The sequence below is a fragment of the Flavobacterium anhuiense genome (assembly GCF_004151235.1).
Taxonomy (GTDB): Bacteria; Bacteroidota; Bacteroidia; order Flavobacteriales; family Flavobacteriaceae; genus Flavobacterium; species Flavobacterium anhuiense_A.
Genome location: NZ_JUIV01000012.1, coordinates 47435 through 67413, shown reverse-complemented (window position 1 = coordinate 67413; position 19979 = coordinate 47435). Strand labels below are relative to the sequence as shown.

Genomic DNA, 19979 nt, shown 5'->3' with positions numbered 1-19979 from the left:
TTTAAGATTAAACAAATCAACATGAAAAAAATAATATACGTTCTTATTCTGTTTTTTACTTTTATATTTTCCTATCATGTTAAGGCACAAGATATTCTAAAAGGAAAAGACTTAAGTACTGTCAAGGTAGATTATTTATCTGATGATGACATAGCTAAAATTAGTGCACAACTAAAAAGTAATAATACTACAATTGAACAAGTTGAGCCAATGGCATTATCAAAAGGAATGAGTCAGACGGAATATGATAAATTAAAGACAAGACTTAATGAATATTCAACAAGATTAAATAAAGGCATTGAAGATAAATCCCAAAAACAAGAAGACAAAAGTGGTTTTGGTAGAAAACAAGACAAAATTAAAAATGACAAAGTTAAAGACTCTACTAATGTCTTGATTTTTGGTTCTGAATTGTTTGACAATCCAACTTTAAATTTTGAACCAGATTTAAAGATGGCAACTCCAGTGAATTATGTTTTAGGCCCAGGTGATGAGTTGCAAGTAAGTGTTTATGGTGTTCAAGAGTATAATGCATCAATACCAGTCTCGGTTGAGGGCAAAGTAGCTATTCAATATGTGGGACAAATTTCAGTATCTGGAATGTCTATTGAAGCTGCAACTCAAAAAATAAAAGCTGCTATCGCAAAAGTTTATAGTACTGTTCGTTCGGGACAATCACAGGTAAGCGTTAGTTTAAGCCAAATAAGAACAATAAAAATAACGATTGTAGGTGGTAAACAGCCCGGGAACTATTCAATTTCTTCTTTAGCAACTGTATATAACGCTCTACATTTAGCTGGAGGTCCAGGAAAAAATGGAAGTTATAGAAATATTGAATTAATTAGAAATAATAAAGTCTATAAGAATATTGATATATATAGATTCTTAGTAAAGGGAGATCAATCTGACAATGTTGCTTTAAAAGAAAATGATGTTATAAGAATTCCAGCGTATAGTCAACGTGTTACTGTAGAAGGAGAAGTTAAACGTCCAGGTATTTTTGAAATGAAAAAAGGAGAAACCTTTTCAGACTTATTAAATTTTGCTTCAGGTTTTAATGAATTTGCTTATACAGCTTCAGTAAATGTATTACAGAAAACAGGTAAAGAATTTAAAGTTCATGACATAAATGAAAGTGAATACAATTCTTACCTTCCTCAATCAGGAGATGTTTTTAGAATTACAAAAATATTAAATCGTTTTGAAAATAGAATTAAAATAGAAGGAGCCGTTTTTAGACCTGATTATTACTCATTTACTGAAGGTATGCGCGTATCTGATCTTATAACTAGAGCTGAAGGACTAAAAGAAGATGCATACAGTAAAAGAGCACGAATAATACGTCTAAAAACTGATTTGACAACAGAAATTATGAATGTCGATTTAAATGCTGCATTGTCAGGTGATTTAAATGCTGATATTGAATTAAAAAGAGAAGATATAGTTACGGTTTATTCTATCCTTGATTTTAGAGAAGAATATAAAGTCACTATTGATGGAGAAGTAAAGAATCCTGGGGTATATGATTATTTAGAGAATTTGACTCTTAACGATTTAATTGTTCAAGTTGGAGGTTTGACAGGATCAGCATCTAAAAGAGTTGAAATTGCTAGAATGATAAAATCTGATATTATAGATGATTCCGATCCAAAACGTATCGAATTAGTTCAATTCGAAATTGCTGCAGATAGTAATGAACAAGCCAAGAATTTTATTTTAAAACCTTTTGATGTAGTTAATATTCGAAGAATTGCAGTTTATGAAAAACCACAGATGGTAGTTATAAAAGGTGCTGTTGCCTATCCAGGGAAATATGTTTTAGCAAATAAAAAAGAAACGGTTTATAATGTTGTAATGAGAGCTGGTGGATTGACATCTGTAGCTAATTTGGAAGGGATGAAAATTCTTAGACCCATTAAGGAAGATCAGATTGAAAAGTTAAAAAGTGTAGATTTGAATTTGAAAACGGATACGCTAAATAATAAGTTAATAAATAAGCTAGAAAACGATTTAAAGTTTTCGACGATTCCAATTAATTGGGAAAAAATAGTAAAGGACAAAAACCATTATTCTAATGTGACTTTGTTTCCTGGTGATGAGATAGAGGTTGCGGTTTACAATGAAGGGGTAAAAGTAACAGGAAATGTCTTATTGACATCTGAAATTCCATATAGATCAGGAAAAGGATTTAAATATTATATTAATTCAGTTGGGGGAGTTGATAGTAAAGGTTGGAAGAAAAAAGCATATATAATTTATCCTAATGGAAAAGCTGATGTAACTAAATCGTTTCTATTTTTTAGATCGTACCCAACTGTGGAGCCTGACTCACAAATAGTTGTGCCTGAGAAACCTGAGACAAAAAAAATGAGTACTGGAGAGTGGGTTAGTATAGGAAGTGTATTGACTAGTTTGGCATTGTTGATTGTAACTGCTTTTAAATAATTTTATAATGAATAATACTATAGACAACGACGAAATTTCACTAAAAGAATTATTGTCTAAAGCATCAGAATGGTATGCATATTTGCTTTCTAAATGGAGGATAATTTTAATCGCTGGAATTATTGGAGCTTCTTTAGGTGTAGTGTACTCTATAATTAAAAAACCTATATATAAAGCGACATTGTCTTTTGCTTTAGAAGATGAAAAGGGAGGGGGAGGATTAGGTGGAGCATTAGGGCTTGCAAGTACATTAGGACTTGATTTAGGCGGTAATGCTGGAGGAATATTTACAGGTGCTAATTTAACTGAGCTTTTTAAATCAAGAGCAATGGTTGAAAAAACATTGTTAAGTCCCGTTATAGTAAATGGTAAAACAATTTCTTTGGCTGAAATGTATATTCAGAACAATGAATGGCGAGAAAGCTGGAATGAAAAACCTAACTTGAAAAATATTAAATTTTTACCTGATGAGAAACGACAAGAATTTACTAGGATCCAAGATAGTATTTTAGGAGAAATCTATAAAAAGCTTTCAAATTCAGGTTTAAACGTCGCTACTAAAGATAAAAAAGCGTCAATTATTACTATGGAAGTCTCTTCAACAGATGAATTGTTTTCTAAATATTTCTGTGAGGCTCTGGCTAAACAAGTAGGTAAATTTTATATTGATACAAAAAGCAAAAAGGCGAGGTTAAACATGGATATTTTGGAGTATCAAACGGATTCAATCCGAAATGAACTTAATGGTGCAATAACAGGGGTTGCTGTAGCTAATGATAATACTTTTAATTTAAATCCCGCCTTAAATGTACGAAGAGCTCCTTCAGTTAGGAGACAAGTAGATGTACAAGCAAACACAGCTATTTTAACTGAATTAGTAAAACAAACTGAACTGGCTAAAGTTACTTTAAGAAGAGAAACTCCTTTAATTCAAGTTATAGACAGACCAATTTTGCCATTAGAAAAAGAAAAATTTGGTAAGTTAAAGGGGCTTATTCTTGGAGGATTCCTTACTAGTTTTTTAACAATTTTATTTTTGATTTTTAAAAGATTTGTAAAAACATTTTAGTATGGTTTTGTAATTATTCTCTGAATGGAAAAGCATAAAGATATTAAGCTTGGTATTGTAATTCAAGCAAGAACAGGCTCAAGTAGGCTTCCTAATAAAGTTCTAATGAGATTTTATGAAAATAAATCTATATTAGATATTTTAATCGAAAAATTAAAATTAAGGTTTTCTATATATCCAATTATTCTCGCTAGTTCAACAAATTTTAATGATGATATTTTGAGTGAATTTGCAGTAAAGCATGATATTGATTTTTATCAAGGCAGTGAAGAAAATGTATTGAGCCGATTTGTTGAGGTAGGGTTAGAAAAAAATCTTACACACTTAGTGCGTATCTGTTCAGATAATCCCTTTCTGAACATGGACTCCATAGCTTATTTAATTAAAGAACTTGAGGAACAACCGAAACTGGATTATATAAGTTATTGTAACTATTTAAAAATTCCTGTTATAAAAACGCATATTGGTTTGTTTGCTGAAATTGTATCATTAAGAGCTTTAATAAAAGTTTCAGAGCTTCAAAATGAATCAGTTTTTCAAGAGCACGTTACAAATTTCATTTATTCAAATTCAGAAATTTTTAATGTTAAATTAGTAAATAGCCCCTCAGAGGTTTACTTAAGGGAAGACATAAGATTGACATTGGATGATAAAGAAGATTTTGATAATTTAGCATCTCTTTATTTGGAAACTAATGAAAATCATAATAGAATTAGTTTCTTAATTGATTTTATAGATTCTAATGAAAAATATAAATATAAAATGATTAATAACATAAAAAAATATTCAAAATGACATATATTATTGGTGAAATCGGTCAGAATCATAATGGTTCAGTTGATATTGCAAAATTAATTATTGATGTAGTATCAAGGCCTGTTGTTGATAAACTTTTTGGCAAAAAGTTAAATGGAATGGATGCAGTTAAGCTAACTAAACGTGATTTGAAACAGGAACTATCTGCTTCTCAAATGGCTAAACCTTATGATACACCCCATTCTTTTGGTAAGACCTATGGGGAACATAGGGAATTTTTAGAATTGGATGACCAAGAGCATTTGGAAATTTATAATTATGCTAAAAGTTATGGACTAGATTTCGTGGAAACACTTTGCGCTGTTGGTTGTTTAAGTTTGTTAAAATTATTTACACCTGATAAGTTAAAAGTTGCTTCGCGAGATTTAACAAATTTGCCACTATTGAATGCAATGGCAGAAACAAAAATCCCAATAATCTTATCTACAGGAATGGGGGGTGTAAAAGAGATAGATAATGCTTTGGAAGTAATAACAAAACATCATAGCAATATTGGTATTCTGCATTGTGTATCAGAATACCCTACAAGATATGAAAATGTAAACTTGAATACAATCAAATATCTTCAGAATAATTATTCTGATTTTGTAATTGGTTACTCAGATCACACAATTGGTATTGCGACACCAATTGCAGCAGTCGCAATGGGATCCAAAATAATTGAAAAGCATATTACACTAGATAGATTAATGAAAGGAACTGATCAGGCAGGATCTTTAGCAGTTGAAGGAATCGAAAGAATGGTAAGAGATATTAGAAATCTAGAACTTTCTATGGGAGTTGAAGATATATTTATTGCGGATTCAGTACAATCAGCGAGAGTTAAATTAGAAAGATCTATTGCAACTCTGAAGGATTTGAAAAAAGGGCATATTATTTCTGAATCTGATTTGCACTTATTGAGTCCAGGAGATGGCCTAAAATGGGATGAAAGAAAGCAACTTATTGGTCAGGTATTAAGTGAAGACGTGGATGCTAATGAGATAATTTACCCTCATTTTATAAATTAATATTATGATTCTAACTCTCCCGAAACTTATCCTTACTGATATTGATGGTGTGTGGACTGATGGTGGAATGTATTATGATAATACAGGAAACGAATTTAAAAAGTATAACACATCAGATAGTGCTGGAATTCTTTTTTGTAGGTTACTAGAAATACCCGTAGGAATTATTACGGGAGAGAAAAATAATATTGTTAAAAATAGAGCAAATAAATTAGGTATAGATATTTTATTTATGGGTGTCAAGAATAAACTTCAAATAGTTGAGGATTTATGTCAACAATATAACATATCTATTTTAGAAGTTGCTTATATAGGAGACGATATTAATGATATTCTAGTTCTAAAAAATGTGGGTATAAGCGCTTGTCCTGCTAATGCCCCGAGTTATGTTAAAAAGCATTGTAATCTTATATTAGATAAAGAGAGTGGAAATGGTGTATTTAGAGAGTTTGTAGAGAGAATACTAGGAGAAGAATATTTAGAAAAGGCATTAAATTTTTACTTACATTCTTTAGAAGGATTTAAACAGTAGATATACTTAATGTAATATGCAGTTTAAAAAAAGAAAGCTATGATTTTTCCGCAAGAATTTAAAATAGTTATATATCGAAATGGCATTAAAAGCTTATAGAAATAATGAGAAATTAAGATATTAATTTTAGTTATAATGACTTTAAAGTTATCCTTCTTTAACTATAAAAATGTGAGGGATATATAATAATTAATGGCTTATTTGTTTATAAGATTACAATGATGTTATAAATCCGGAAAATGGAAATGTATTAAAGTGGAATTATATTGTTAAATAAAAATTATATGAAAATAAAAATACTTAATTTTTTACTTTGTGCAGTGTTTTGTTTTTCCTGTACAGCTCAGGATGAGAATGATTCAGTTAAAATAGTAACCCAAAGAATAACCTTTAATGGGGTAGAGTTGTATAATGCATTTACGGACTTGGTTTTTTTTGAAAACCAATTTTTTTTAGTATATAGAGAGTCAGATAAGCATGCTTATGGGCGTGATGGAATTATTAAGATTTTTAATAGTTTAGATGGCAAAGAATGGAAATTTATAAAAGAGTTTAGTGTTGATGGAACCGATTTGCGCGATCCTAAATTTTCTGTAAATGGTAATAGGTTATCAGTTTATCTTCATGGTTCAGTTTGGCTGAATGGTGGAGTTGTCGAATTTAAAGATTTTGTTTCTGAATGGAATAAGGTGGGATGGAACAATCTACAGCCAGTATTACTCGATAATAAAAAAAAGGAAACAGCAAGAATTAAGGGGAATGAAGCTTGGCCTTGGCGTGTGACATGGTATAAAGATGTTGCTTATTCTTTTGGTTACAATACAAAGGGAATATTTGACCTATATAGTAGTCAAGATGGAATGAATTTTATAAATAAGGGAGGATATTTTGAAAAAATTGGAGCAATACCATCAGAGGCAACCATTCGTGTTGACAAAAACGGAGATTTTTATAGCTTGGTAAGAAGAAACGAAGGACCTTCTGTTTTATTAAAGTCAACAAATAAAGGTGAAAAATGGGAAACAATAGGTGAGATCCCAATTGTTAGTATTGGAGGGCCTAATTTCGTGTTTTTTAAAAATGGTTTAATTTTATCTGGAAGAGATAATGGAAAAGCAATCCTTGGTTATTTTAATTTCAGTGATAATTTATACACTAAATTAGCGACTTTACCAAGTAGCGGTGATTGTGGCTATCCTGGAATGGTTATTAAAGATGGTTATCTATGGATAAGCTATTATTCTGCGCATGAAAATAAGATAAGTACTGCCATTTATCTTTCTAAAATTGATCTAACACATATTAAAGTGCCCTAGTTTTAATAATAAACATTGTATAAATGTCTTTACTATAATATATGTTCCATAATATATAAGCTAACGCAATTTTTGTTATAGTTCATTTTCTGTAACTTTTCAGTCATATTAATTTTAATTTTTTATTTAAATGTTTTAAAAAAAAAAGCAAATCCTTCAAATATTTAATGTCTCAGAAACTCGTAAAAAACACTATATATTATTCAATAGGAGAAATTGTTCCAAGAATTGTTTCATTTCTTTTATTACCCATTTTAACAAAATACCTAACAGCAAATGAATATGGTATTGTAAGCTATACCAATTCAGTAATGACATTTGTATTTGTGATTGCAGCTTTATCTTTAAATACCTTTGTTTTACGTCATTATTACAGTGTAAAAGATGAAAATTCCAAAAAAGAATTAATTGGCAGTATTTTTCTGTTTATTTTTGGATTCAATTGCTTTTTGGTAGTTCTTCAAATGGTCTTTTTTCCAATATTAATAGATGTTTTTAGTATTAATATTCCATTTAAACCCTATTTCCAATTAGCAATTTTAAACAATTTTTTTGATGTAATTTCCATTATCCCTTTAGTATTATATCGAGTTAAAGAAAATGCAAAAGGATTTTTAATGTTAAGTTTGTCAAGGACTTTACTTCAATTTTTGATGGTTTATGTTTTTGTGGTTATTTGTAATCAAGGTTTGTTGGGAAGCTATTATGCAAGATTAGTTATTAATGTTCCTTATATGTTTGTTTATTTTTATATGATTTATAAAAATAGTATTTTCAAGATAAATTTTAAATTAATAAAGGAAGCGTTACATTTTACTTTGCCCATTTTGCCAGGAAGTCTGGCTTTTTTATTTGTTTCTTTAAGTGATCGGGTAATTTTAGAAAGATATATTTCACTAGATCAATTAGGTGTTTTTTCTGTTGCAATAACTTTAGCGACTGTTTTAAATATTGTAATTCAAGCCCTGTATAAAACATTTGAGCCTATTTTATTCAAGGAATATTTTAATGAAAATTTTCAGGAAACGAATTTAAGATTATACAAATTCTATTTACTTGCTCTTTTTGCAGGAGCTTTTGGTACTTCTATTTTTAGTAAAGAATTCTTTGCAATCGCAACATCAGGTGCTTTTAAAGAGGGATATAAGTTAGTGCCATTCTTTATCGTTTCTGTAGTTATTGCGGGTATTAATACTTATTTAAATATCTTAATGATAGCAAATAAAAAACAAAAAATGGTTTCTTTCATTTCTATTATTTCAGCTGTCATTTCAGTTGTTCTAAATCTTATTTTAATTCCGCATTATGGTTGCTATGGTGCTATAATTGCCTCTGCGGCTTCTTTTTTATTTTCAAATATTATCTTTCAATGCCATACGATTATTACTAAAAAGTATATCATTACTCAAGGCATATTAATTTTACAAATTGTATTGGTACCACTACTTTATGATGAATTATTTAATTTTAGCATATTAGCAAATTTAATATTCAAGATTATTATTTTTATATCTTTTGTATTTCTATGTTTTAAATTTTTTAATATTGATTTGAACTTCTTCAAAGTGATATTTGCTAAAGACAGAGTTAATTTTAAGTAGTTAAAGAGGAGATTGGTTCGATCGTTGAAGAGACTTTTTTGAGAATGTAGTTATTAAATAATTCAAAAAAAATTAATGAAAAATAATTTGACTTTAATAGTTGAAAATGTTCTAAAATCTATATCCATAGATAAAAAATATAAAGAGTATGCCTTAGAAGAATCTTTGATAACCTTTAAGTATTTAAAAGAGGTAGGTTTACGTAATACGATTTGGTGGAAAAGTCTTGTTAAATTATTTGTAGGGTTATTAAAAAAAATAATATTTTCTAAAAAGATACTTTTAGAGAATAATTTCAAGAAAGATAAGTACAAAATATTAGTTGCAATTAATTTTTCAATTGCTGATACAAGGCATTCTAAAATTTTACTAGATTTTATCAATGAGTATCCTAACAAGTTAGATTTGCTTATTGTTACAAATCATAAATGTGTTGAAGAATACTGTGTAAAAAATAATTTTTCTTACATATTTTTTAAAACCTCTGATTATAATTTTAATTTTGGTGATTTATGTAGTGGTTACACTATTAATGAGAGTTTTATTTTTACAGAATATAGAGAATATATTGATTTTTTAACTGCTCTCTATAGCAAAGTAACGCCGAAAGTGGTAATTACGACACAGGATTTTTTATTGCCTGATTTTTATTTCGCCAAGGTTGCAAATTTTAACAATATCCAAACAATTACTCATCAACACGGTGAAATACCAAATTCGGAAAAATCTCTTTATAGTGTGCTCTTTTCAGATTATTTTATGTGTTGGGGAGAAATCTCAAAAGAAAGATTGAAGTTTAGTTTAGCTGAAGATAGGATCAAAATAGTGGGAACAACTAAATTTAATAAAATTAGAGAGAAAGGCAATTCTACTGAAGGAGCTATTTTAATCACTCCGACTGTTTTTCCATTAAATAAATTCAAATCTATTTTAAAAAGTATTTTAATTGAAATTAAAGAATTTAACGGAATAATAATAAAAATACATCCAACTCAAGATATAAAGAAAATTAAAGATGTGATTAGCGAAATATGTAGATTAAATGAGATCAAAACTGACATAAAAGTTGTTGGAAATGAACAAGGGCTAATAGATTTATTAGATAAAGCTTTTGTTTTAATCAATATTAATTCGGGCGCATATTTGGAAGGAGTCTTATCTGGGACATCTTTAATTGAACTTGATATTGATGGAGTTAGTAGCCCATTATTTGAAAATACGGATGCATTTATGAAAGCCAGTGATTTGAAAAATGAAATACTTAAACGAAAGTTGGATTTAGAATATAATGAAACTATAATTAGAAACCAAAATCTATTACTAAAAAAGAATATTTTTTCATCTAATTTGGAAACTGAATTTGAGTTTGTCAAAAGTTTATTAGGAAGTTAATTCTACTAAATGATTAATTTTATTAAAACAAGCAAAATACGATATGCCTAATAATTTTCAAAATAAAAAAATTTTATTTATTGGTCCAATTTTTCATAATTACCATACTTTAATTAAGGAAAAACTGGAATTGCTAGGTGCTACGGTTGATTTTTACGCTGAAAGAAACTATGGCTGGAAATTTAAAATTATAAATAATTTTTTTAAAAATCATTTGAATAAGTTTCAAAATAAACATTATGATTCGATTTTAGTAAATTCTAAAGATGTCGATTATGATTTTTTATTTGTGATTAGAGGTTATATGCTACCATACGATTTTGTCCATAAGTTCGAGAAATTGAATCCAAAAGCAAAAACAATAATGTATCAGTGGGATTCTAATGAGGCAAATTCATTTTCAAATGTAGCCACTTTATTTCATGAAGTTTATTCATTTGACTTTAAAGATTGCAATGATATGCCCTTTATAAAATATCTTCCGTTATTTTATACAGATGACCTTATTCCTTACAGAGAAGCTAAGCAAGAAAAAGAATATGATTTTTTCTTTATGGGGTGGTGTTTTCCAGAAAGGTACGATGCGGTTATTTCTTTTAGAGAGTTTACAATTGCCAATAATTATAAATTAAAGGCCTTTTTATACATGCCATTTTCATCATATTTAAAAGAAATTTTAAAGGGTAATTTTCTTGATAGGTCTATTGTTTCTTTTGTTCCAATGAATAGGGCTAACTATTTAAATATTTTGTCCAAATCAAAAGTTATGGTAGACGTTAGTAATCCGAGACAAACAGGTTTAGCAATGAGAGTAATTGAAGCTATTGCCATGAATGTTAAAGTTTTAACCAATAATGAGAATCTCAAACATGATCAACTTGTTAAAAATACAGCAATTTTTTCTTTTTTTAATGAAAAGAATGTATTCGTTCAACATGACTTTATAAAAGAATATTTGTCAGTAAATTCAGATAATTCAATGTTGTCTATAGAACTTTGGTTAGAAAACATATTTGGAAATAATGAAAACTAAGTGGTTTACCAATCCTTTTTACTTATATATATTTAGTTTTGTTTTAATTTTCTTTATATATAATTTAAAGTGGTCCAATGCTTATCCAGATTTAACAATTTCTGTTGGTCTTTTTTTAACCTTTACATTTTTGATTTCCTTTTTTTTGGGAAGAATGATCAGAAATACGAATATATTTGTTTTAAAGAAGATTAACTCTGATGCAAAAAATAAGTTTGTCCTTTTATTAGTAACTATATCTTATGCGATAGAATTTATAGACAATAGAGGTATTCCTTTTGTTTTATTGTTTACTCATGGTGGAAGTTATGGCGATTTTGAAGGTATACCTGTTTTTCATGTTTTTCTGGCATCTTTCACAATTTATTATACAATTTATATCTTTCATCAATTTTTATGTAATCGCAATAAAAGACTGTTGTTTTATTTTTTATATTTTTTATTATTTCAATTATGGGTTGTTAGTAGAGGAACCATATTTTTTATTCTATTAGCATGCTTATTTTTGTATTTATTTAATATTAAGATTATTAAATTAAGGGCATTACTTTATTTATTATTATTTATTTTAAGTGTTTTTTATTTATTTGGTGTTCTTGGTAATTTAAGATCAGTAAGTAGTAGAGAAAATGAGGAAATGATTTTGGACATAACAAGTGCTGATGATACGTTTAAAAGTAGTAACATACCAAAAGAATTTTATTGGTCTTATTTATATTTGGCCTCCCCTCTAGGTAATCTGCAAAGCGTTGTTAATAGTGCACATTCACAGAAGGAAGTTGATGTGACATCATTTAATCGTTTTATGGTTAATTGTATTTTTCCCGATTTTTTGGGGAAGAGACTTGCAAAATTACAAACAAATGAAACAGAAAATTTAAGTGATTACTTTGTTTTTGAAATTATTAATGCACCAACAGTCTATTCATTACCATTTATGTACTTAGGTTGGTTAGGACCTATTCTAATGTTCTTTTTTATGACTTTTAATGTTTTTTTATTCATGATTATAAAGAATTCTTCATATTTTCATTCAGGTTTTGCTATTTTACTATCCATGATTTTTTTCCAAGTTTTTAATAATTTTTGGATTTATTCAGGAATAAGTATTGATTTGATTTATCCTTTTATCTTATCTGTTTTACACAATTTATTAATAAAAAAACAATTATAATGAGCTTCTTTAGTATTAGAATTTCTTTAATACAATATAGATTAAGTTAACTTTTTAGCTATTTAAATATATTTAGGTCAATGGATAAAATATCAATAATAATTCCAATGTTTAATTCAGAGAAGACAATACATAAATGTATGACTTCAATATTAGAACAAACTTATGATGGGATTATGGAAGTGATTGTTGTTAATGATGGTTCAACAGATAAATCAAAAGAAATAGTAGAGGATTTTATAATAAATAATAAGAGTAAGATAAGTTTTAATTTAATTAACAAATCTAATGAAGGTGTTTCATCTGCTAGAAATGTTGGATTGATGGCTTCTTCAGGGGGGTGGATTGCATTGTTGGATTCTGATGATAGATGGCTTCCTAATAAAATAGAAAATCAAATAAAAATACTTAAAGAAAATTTAAATATTGATTTTCTTGGGTGTAGCAGGAATAATGAAACACTGAAAATACTAGGTAAAAAAATTAATACTTTGCATAAAGTAAATGTAAAGGAGTTATTGATAAAAATGTATCCGCAGACTTCTACAGTAATTTTTAAGAGAATACTTTTTGAACTTTATGGAGGCTATAATGAAAAAATGACTCATGCTGAAGATGGTGAATTGTGGGTTCGTTATTGTGCCAATTCTAGTTTTTATTACTCTCCACAATCTTTAGTAGTTACGGGTGAGGGTAAGCCTAGTTTTGGGCATAGTGGATTATCTGCAAATTTAAAAAAAATGCATATGGGAAATATGTATATTTTAAAGCAAGCCCTAATTAATAAATTAATAAATGTTTGGAGCTTTTTATTGTTTTGGTTTTATTATCAAATAAAATATTTTAGAAGAATAATATTAACTAAAATTAAGTTTTATGATTTTTAAGATTTTTTGGTTTTTGAGAGGCATTTTGTATATGCCTTTTTTAGGGAAGTATGGATTTCCTTCCTATATTGGAAAACCTATCTATATTGGTAATTTCCATAGAATTTTCCTTGCTAAAAGAGTAAGAATTTTTCCAGGTTCTCGTATAGAAGTTGTTAATAACGAATCATCAATATTTTTTAAAGAAAATATTTCAATTGGTCAGAATTTTCATGTTACATCTGCTGGCCAATTAATTATTGGGAAAGACACTACAATCGCAGAAAACGTTATGATAACAAATATAGATCATGAGTATAAAGAAATTGGGGTACATATTTTAAAGCAACCTCTCATTTTTAAGGAAACAAAGATTGGAGAAAACTGTTTTATAGGGTTTGGTTCAGTAATACAGGCAGGTACTATTTTAGGAAATCATTGTATAGTTGGTTCCAATTCTGTTGTTAGAGGTTCTTTTCCTGATCACTGTGTTATAGTAGGAGTTCCAGCAAGAATAGTTAAAAGATATAATTTAAGTAAAAAAGTTTGGGACAGAACAAATCCTGATGGAACATTTATAGAAAATTAGAAATAATAAATATGAAAAACATTTTAATTACTGGAGGTGCAGGTTTCATAGGAAGCAATTTAGCCCTTAAGCTTATAGAAAAGGGACATATAGTTACTGTTTTGGATAATCTTTCAAAACAAATACACGGAGAAAATCCTCAAGAAACTTCTCCTCTTTATAAAAGTATAAAAGATAAAGTTACTTTTATTGAAGGTACAGTAACTTCAAGAAGTGATTGGGAAAAAGCACTTCAAAATCAGAATGTAGTAGTTCATTTTGCTGCAGAAACAGGAACGGGGCAATCTATGTATTGTATAGAAAAATACACAGAAGTTAATATCCAGGGAACAGCAATAATGCTTGATATATTAGCAAATAATGAGAATTCAGTTGAGAAAATTGTAATTGCCTCTTCTCGTTCAATTTATGGAGAAGGAAAATATAAACATCCAAAGTTGGGAATTGTTTATCCGACACATAGAAATGAAAATGATATGTTAGCAGGAAATTTTGAGCTTACTTTTTCAGATAAAGAAGAGCTTGAATTGTTGGCAACTGATGAGGATTCAAAAATTCATCCTTCTTCTGTTTACGGAATTACAAAACAAAACCAAGAGCAAATGATAATGACCGTTTGCCCAACAATAGGAATCGCTCCGGTAGGATTTAGATACCAAAATGTTTATGGACCAGGGCAATCTTTGTCAAATCCTTATACAGGTATTTTATCTATTTTTTCTACACAGATTAGAAATAATAATCCAATCCAGATTTTTGAAGATGGTAAAGAAACAAGAGATTTTGTTTTTATAGATGATGTTGTTGCTGCAACAATTCTTGGAATTGAAAAAGAAGAAGCAAATGGACATGTTTTTAATGTTGGTACTGGTGTTGCAACAGATGTACTTGAAGTTGCAAATTCATTGATAAAAGCTTATGAAATTGAGGTGCCTGTTACTGTTACGGGAAGATTTAGGTTAGGTGATATTCGTCATAATTTTGCAGATTTAGCGAAAATTAAAGAACGTTTAGGTTTTGAGCCAAAAGTATATTTCAAAGAAGGAATACAAAAATTTTCTGCTTGGGTACTACAGCAAGAAATCCAAGAAGATAAATTAAGTAAGTCTCTTGAGGAAATGAAGAAGAAAGGTCTTTTAAAATGATAATTGACGAAGTTCTTAAAAATAAAAACATTTTGTTTTTCTCTGTTCAGACTTTTAATCTTGAGAAAGAAATTTTAAGTAAATTACAGCAGTTAGGAGCAAATGTTGATTACTATGATGAGAGACCTTCAAACAATAACTTTACAAAGGGAATTATCAGACTTAAGAGAGATTTACTTCAAATAAAAATAAATAAGTACTATAATAAAATTTTACACGATACAGGTGTTAAAAAATATGATTACTTGTTTGTAAATAAAGGAGAAGTTGTTCCTGAATTTTTTTTAAGCGAGTTTCAAAAACAACAACCTCAGTGCCAATGCATTTTTTATACTTGGGATTCTTTTTCAAATAACAAAAATGCACTGGCAATTTTGAAATATTTCCATAAGAAATTTTCATTTGATTCAGATGATGCTGTTAAATTTGGACTTAAATTTAGACCGCTTTTTTATTTAGACTTTTATCAAGATGTAGATATAAGTTCAAAAGCAGAAATACAAAATGATTTACTTTTCTTAGGAACAGCACATTCAGATAGATATCGTATAAGCAACAATATAGTTGATTGGTGCAATAAAAATAGTATTCGAGCGTATTGTTATTATTATATGCAGGGTAGATTGGTTTATTTTTATAAAAAACTTTTTGATAAAACATTTAAAGAGTTTGATTATAAAAAATTGAGTTTTGAAAGTTTAAAAGCGAAAGATTTATTTCATTTATATCAGAGTTCAAAAGTTATTTTGGACATAAATCACCCTGGACAAAAAGGGCTGACAATGCGAACTTTTGAAACAGTGGGAGCAAGAAGGAAAATGATAACGACAAATAGCGAAATTCGAAAATATAAATTCTACGATCCTAATAATATATTTATTATCGATAGAGAAAATATAGTCTTGAATAAGGAGTTTTTTGAGTCTGAATACAAAGATATTGATGTTGCTTTATATGAAAGGATGTCACTAAAAGGATGGCTAACTTGCTTATTTGTTGAAAGTGAACCAAATATTTGGATCGAAGGAATAAATTAGATAATATGGAATATATAATAATAGGATTTATTTTAATGATATTAATGCTTCTTTATTTCAAAGTCGCTGATCGTTTTAATATTATCGACAAACCAAATCAAAGAAGTTCACATACTGAAGTAACTTTACGAGGAGGAGGAATTATTTTTTGGTTTTCTTCTTTGCTATATTTTGTACAAAATATAGAGACTAATTACTTTTTCTTTACAGGAATTACATTGGTAAGTGTAGTAAGCTTTTGGGATGATATTCAAAGTCTTTCCAGTAAAATTAGAATTTCAATTCATTTTCTCGCTATCACATTTATTTTCTTAGATCTTAATTTGTTTACACTTATGCCTATTTGGGGTGTTGTTATATCTTATGTGCTTGCCATTGGATTAATAAACGCTTACAATTTCATGGACGGTATTAATGGTATAACAGGACTTTATACTTTAGCAGTACTTGGGTCTTTATTATATGTCAATACCAAAATTCAACTGTTTACAGATGGCAGTTTCATAAAATATGGAATGATTGCGAGTCTTGTATTTTTATTTTTTAATTATAGAAAAAAGGCTAAATGTTTTGCAGGTGATGTTGGTAGTATTGCAATTGCATTTTGGATTATTTATTTAGTTTTAAAATTAATTTTAAGTACAAACTCAGTTATTTGGCTTTTGTTTTTAGCTGTTTACGGTGTTGATGCAGTTTGTACCATTTTACATAGGCTTTATTTAAAACAAAATATATTCGAAGCGCATCGTTTACATTTGTATCAAATTCTGAGCAATGAATATAAAATACAGCATAGATTAGTTTCGCTGTATTATGCATTGGCACAAATTGGGGTTTCTATTTTAGTAATATCACTTTATCAAAAAATAAACGATTATATATTATTTCCGATTATAATTGTTCCATTGCTTTTAGTGTATTCATTAAAATTTTACTTAATAAATAAAAGCAACTTAAAATTACAAGTATGAGTCCAGAAGTAATTCAGGGAGGAAATTTTTCTGATCACCGAGGAACTATTTCATATGTTAATGATTTTAGTTTTAGTGGTATTGAAAGATTTTATATCATTACTAATTCAGAAGAAAACCCAATCCGTGCTTGGCAGGGACATAAATTAGATTCAAAGAATTTTTATTGTGTAAGTGGATCTTTTAAAATCCATTTTGTCAAAATTGACAATTGGGAAAATCCTTCTAAAGATTTAACTATTGAAACAGTAGAAGTATCTGAATTTGACAGTAAAATTGTTCATATTCCTGCGGGTTATGCAAATGCAGTAGAATCATTAGAAAAAGACTCAAAATTAATATCATTTTCTACTTTGCCATTGTCCAATGTAAAAGAAGATGATGCACGATATCCTTCTGATTATTGGAATTTAAATGGGTAGAATTTATTTATCCTTATCGCAGCAAAGTGGTTTTGAAATAGAATATATTGAGAAAGCATTACAATCTAATTGGATTACTTCTGGTGGGCCAAATGTAAATGATTTTGAAGTTGAACTTCAGAATTATTTCGGAGAAGACTCATTCGTTGCAGCGTTAAACTCTGGAACATCAGCGATTCATTTGTCACTCATTTTATTGGGAGTGAAACAAGGAGATGAGGTTATTTGCCAAAGTTTGACATTTTCAGCATCTGCTAATCCGATATCATATCAAGGTGCAACTCCTATTTTTGTTGATAGTGAACCTGAAACCTGGAATATATGCCCTGAAAATCTTGAAATAGCGATTAAGGATCGGATTAAAAAAGGCAATAAACCAAAGGCAATAATTGCAGTTCATTTGTATGGGATGCCATATAAAATAGATGAAATTCATGCCATCGCTGATCGTTATGGAATTCCAATTATTGAAGATAGTGCCGAAGCACTAGGAAGTTGTTATAAAGGGAAACATTGTGGTACTTTTGGCGAATTTGGAATATTGTCATTTAACGGAAATAAAATAATTACGACCTCAAGTGGCGGTGCATTAATATCAAATTCAAAAGAAGTAAAGGAAAAAGCCATTTTTTATGCCACTCAGTCAAAAGATGATGCTATTCATTATCAGCATAGTGAAATTGGATATAATTATAGAATGAGTAATATTTGTGCTGGTATTGGATTAGGACAAATAAAGACGCTTCAAGAGAAAATAGATTCCAGAAGAAATAATCATTTATTTTATCGAGAACTTTTTTCAACTATAGAAGAAGTCGAACTTTTTGAGGCAAAAAATGAAGATTATTTTTCAAACTATTGGTTGAATACAATTTTGCTAAAATCAAGCAAAGTTAAGAATGATTTGTTGCAAGCTTTTGAAAAAGCAGACATTGAGACACGTCCTATTTGGAAACCAATGCATAGGCAGCCAATTTTTGAAAGCTATCCTTATTATGGTAATAAAATATCAGAAAAGCTATTTGAAAATGGATTATGTCTGCCTTCTGGAACAAATCTTACAAATGAAGATAAAAAAAGAATAGAAAAAGTAATTAACACTTTTTTTAATTAATTAAAATAAAAACACTTACCTAATTTATATGAAAGTTGAAGAAACGTACATTAAAGATTTAGTTATTATTGAGCCAACAGTTTTTGGAGATGAAAGAGGTTATTTTTTTGAATCTTATAGTAAAACGAAATTCGAAGATCTGGGAATTAGTATTGATTTTGTTCAAGACAATCAATCATTTTCCAAATATGGAACTTTAAGAGGATTACATTATCAAAATCCTCCTTTTGCACAAACTAAATTAGTACGTGTTTTAGAAGGTGAAATTATTGATGTTGCTGTAGATTTAAGAAAAGATTCTCCTACTTATGGAAAATCATTTAGTATTTTACTTTCAGCAGAAAATAAAAAGCAATTGTTAGTTCCTCAAGGCTTTGCACACGGATTTTCAGTGATCAGTGAAACAGCATCAGTAATGTATAAGTGTGATCAATTTTATAATAAAGCTTCAGAAGGAGGAATCAAATATGATGATCCATCTTTAAATATTGATTGGGGAATGGATTTGAATGATGCAATTGTTTCTGATAAAGATCAGATTCTGCCTTTTATTGAAAACTGTAATAGTCTATTTTAATGAAAAAAATTCTTGTAACGGGCGCAAATGGTCAATTAGGATCAGAACTTTCAGTTTTATCATCAAAATACCCAGAATATGAATGGATTTTTGCAGATAGAACAAAAATCACATTAGACAATTTAGATCTTTTGCCTATTCAGTTAAATGAAATTAAGGCAGATGTGATTTTGAATTGCGGTGCTTATACTGCGGTTGATAAAGCTGAAACAGAAAAGGAATTGGCTTTTACAGTAAATTCTTCGGCGGTAGAAATAATTGCAAAATATGCTGCGGAAAATAAAATGAAGTTAATCCATATTTCTACAGATTACGTTTTTGATGGCACTTCTTCTGTCGCATTAGATGAAGAAGCATTAACAAATCCTATAAATGTGTATGGCGAAAGTAAATTGGCGGGAGAAACTGCATGCTTGAAACAAAATCCTGATTCGATTATTATAAGAACTTCTTGGGTTTATAGTAAATTTGGAAACAATTTTGTTAAAACAATGCAACGCTTAATGCAAGAAAGACAGGAAATTAGTGTCGTAAATGATCAAGTTGGTTCGCCAACTTATGCAGCTGATCTAGCACAGGCAATGATCGATATTGTTAATTCAACAAATTGGATTTCAGGAATATATAATTTTTCTAATGAAGGGGAAATAAGTTGGTATGAATTTGCTTTGAGTATTAAAGAGTTAGGAAGTTATAATTGTAAGGTAAACGGCATTCCATCTTCTTCTTATCCAACTCCAGCAAAAAGGCCAAATTTTTCATTGTTAGATAAAAAGAAAATAAAGTCAATTTATAATTTGGAAGTTCCATATTATAAAGAAAGTTTAAAAAAAATATTTGTATAATAGAATTTGAGTTTTATCTTCTTGT

General features: G+C 28.7%; 19 protein-coding genes. All 19 read left to right on the top strand.

The features are described 5' to 3' along the window. The first annotated feature begins 21 nt into the window (after positions 1–21). The 19 genes from NU08_RS14785 (at position 22) to rfbD (ending at position 19954) form a co-directional block, all read left to right on the top strand. Positions 22–2445, top strand: coding sequence for an SLBB domain-containing protein (locus tag NU08_RS14785; RefSeq protein WP_129747947.1), 2424 nt, complete (start codon positions 22–24; stop codon positions 2443–2445). Between the two features lie 7 nt (positions 2446–2452). Next, the gene (locus tag NU08_RS14780) at positions 2453–3514 is read left to right on the top strand and encodes a Wzz/FepE/Etk N-terminal domain-containing protein (RefSeq protein ID WP_129747946.1); all 1062 of its coding nucleotides are present in this window, start codon (positions 2453–2455) and stop codon (positions 3512–3514) included. Between the two features lie 24 nt (positions 3515–3538). Then, complete coding sequence (locus NU08_RS14775; RefSeq protein WP_129747945.1) at positions 3539–4309, top strand: cytidylyltransferase domain-containing protein; 771 nt, start codon at positions 3539–3541, stop codon at positions 4307–4309. Further along, the gene (locus NU08_RS14770; RefSeq protein WP_129747944.1) at positions 4306–5340 is read left to right on the top strand and encodes an N-acetylneuraminate synthase family protein; all 1035 of its coding nucleotides are present in this window, start codon (positions 4306–4308) and stop codon (positions 5338–5340) included. Before NU08_RS14775 ends, NU08_RS14770 begins: the two co-directional genes overlap by 4 nt. A gap of 4 nt (positions 5341–5344) precedes the next feature. Continuing rightward, on the top strand, positions 5345–5872 hold the full coding sequence (locus NU08_RS14765; RefSeq protein WP_129747943.1) for a KdsC family phosphatase: 528 nt from the start codon (positions 5345–5347) through the stop codon (positions 5870–5872). Between the two features lie 284 nt (positions 5873–6156). Next, entirely contained in the window at positions 6157–7188 is a 1032-nt protein-coding gene (locus NU08_RS14760) for a hypothetical protein (RefSeq protein WP_129747942.1), read from the top strand. Positions 7189–7355: 167 nt separating this feature from the next. After that, positions 7356–8789: a lipopolysaccharide biosynthesis protein gene (locus tag NU08_RS14755; RefSeq protein WP_129747941.1), complete on the top strand. Its 1434-nt coding sequence runs from the start codon at positions 7356–7358 to the stop codon at positions 8787–8789. A 75-nt stretch (positions 8790–8864) separates the two neighbouring features. Then, positions 8865–10181: a hypothetical protein gene (locus tag NU08_RS14750; RefSeq protein ID WP_129747940.1), complete on the top strand. Its 1317-nt coding sequence runs from the start codon at positions 8865–8867 to the stop codon at positions 10179–10181. A 43-nt stretch (positions 10182–10224) separates the two neighbouring features. Beyond that, positions 10225–11214: a hypothetical protein gene (locus NU08_RS14745; protein WP_129747939.1), complete on the top strand. Its 990-nt coding sequence runs from the start codon at positions 10225–10227 to the stop codon at positions 11212–11214. Next, complete coding sequence (locus tag NU08_RS14740; RefSeq protein ID WP_129747938.1) at positions 11204–12388, top strand: hypothetical protein; 1185 nt, start codon at positions 11204–11206, stop codon at positions 12386–12388. The genes NU08_RS14745 and NU08_RS14740 overlap by 11 nt, the downstream gene beginning before the upstream one ends. Before the next feature lie 80 nt (positions 12389–12468). Next, positions 12469–13275 carry a glycosyltransferase family 2 protein gene (locus tag NU08_RS14735; protein ID WP_129747937.1) on the top strand — a complete coding sequence of 269 codons (807 nt, stop codon included), beginning with the start codon at positions 12469–12471 and terminating at the stop codon, positions 13273–13275. Beyond that, positions 13265–13843 (top strand): acyltransferase, encoded by a 579-nt coding sequence (locus NU08_RS14730; RefSeq protein ID WP_129747936.1) that lies wholly within the window; start codon positions 13265–13267, stop codon positions 13841–13843. Before NU08_RS14735 ends, NU08_RS14730 begins: the two co-directional genes overlap by 11 nt. 11 nt (positions 13844–13854) lie before the next feature. Continuing rightward, positions 13855–14988 carry an NAD-dependent epimerase/dehydratase family protein gene (locus NU08_RS14725; protein ID WP_129747935.1) on the top strand — a complete coding sequence of 378 codons (1134 nt, stop codon included), beginning with the start codon at positions 13855–13857 and terminating at the stop codon, positions 14986–14988. Further along, positions 14985–16025, top strand: a complete 1041-nt coding sequence (locus NU08_RS14720) for a lipopolysaccharide biosynthesis protein (protein WP_129747934.1) — start codon at positions 14985–14987, stop codon at positions 16023–16025. Before NU08_RS14725 ends, NU08_RS14720 begins: the two co-directional genes overlap by 4 nt. A 5-nt stretch (positions 16026–16030) precedes the next feature. Then, positions 16031–16996 carry an MraY family glycosyltransferase gene (locus tag NU08_RS14715; protein ID WP_129747933.1) on the top strand — a complete coding sequence of 322 codons (966 nt, stop codon included), beginning with the start codon at positions 16031–16033 and terminating at the stop codon, positions 16994–16996. After that, positions 16993–17418 carry a hypothetical protein gene (locus NU08_RS14710; protein WP_129747932.1) on the top strand — a complete coding sequence of 142 codons (426 nt, stop codon included), beginning with the start codon at positions 16993–16995 and terminating at the stop codon, positions 17416–17418. The genes NU08_RS14715 and NU08_RS14710 overlap by 4 nt, the downstream gene beginning before the upstream one ends. Beyond that, a complete protein-coding gene (locus tag NU08_RS14705) occupies positions 17411–18532 on the top strand; it encodes a DegT/DnrJ/EryC1/StrS family aminotransferase (protein ID WP_129747931.1) in 1122 nt (373 codons plus the stop codon). Before NU08_RS14710 ends, NU08_RS14705 begins: the two co-directional genes overlap by 8 nt. A gap of 28 nt (positions 18533–18560) precedes the next feature. Continuing rightward, positions 18561–19109, top strand: a complete 549-nt coding sequence (gene rfbC, locus NU08_RS14700) for a dTDP-4-dehydrorhamnose 3,5-epimerase (protein WP_129747930.1) — start codon at positions 18561–18563, stop codon at positions 19107–19109. Continuing rightward, positions 19109–19954 (top strand): dTDP-4-dehydrorhamnose reductase, encoded by an 846-nt coding sequence (gene rfbD / locus NU08_RS14695; RefSeq protein WP_129747929.1) that lies wholly within the window; start codon positions 19109–19111, stop codon positions 19952–19954. Before rfbC ends, rfbD begins: the two co-directional genes overlap by 1 nt. Positions 19955–19979 lie beyond the last annotated feature (25 nt).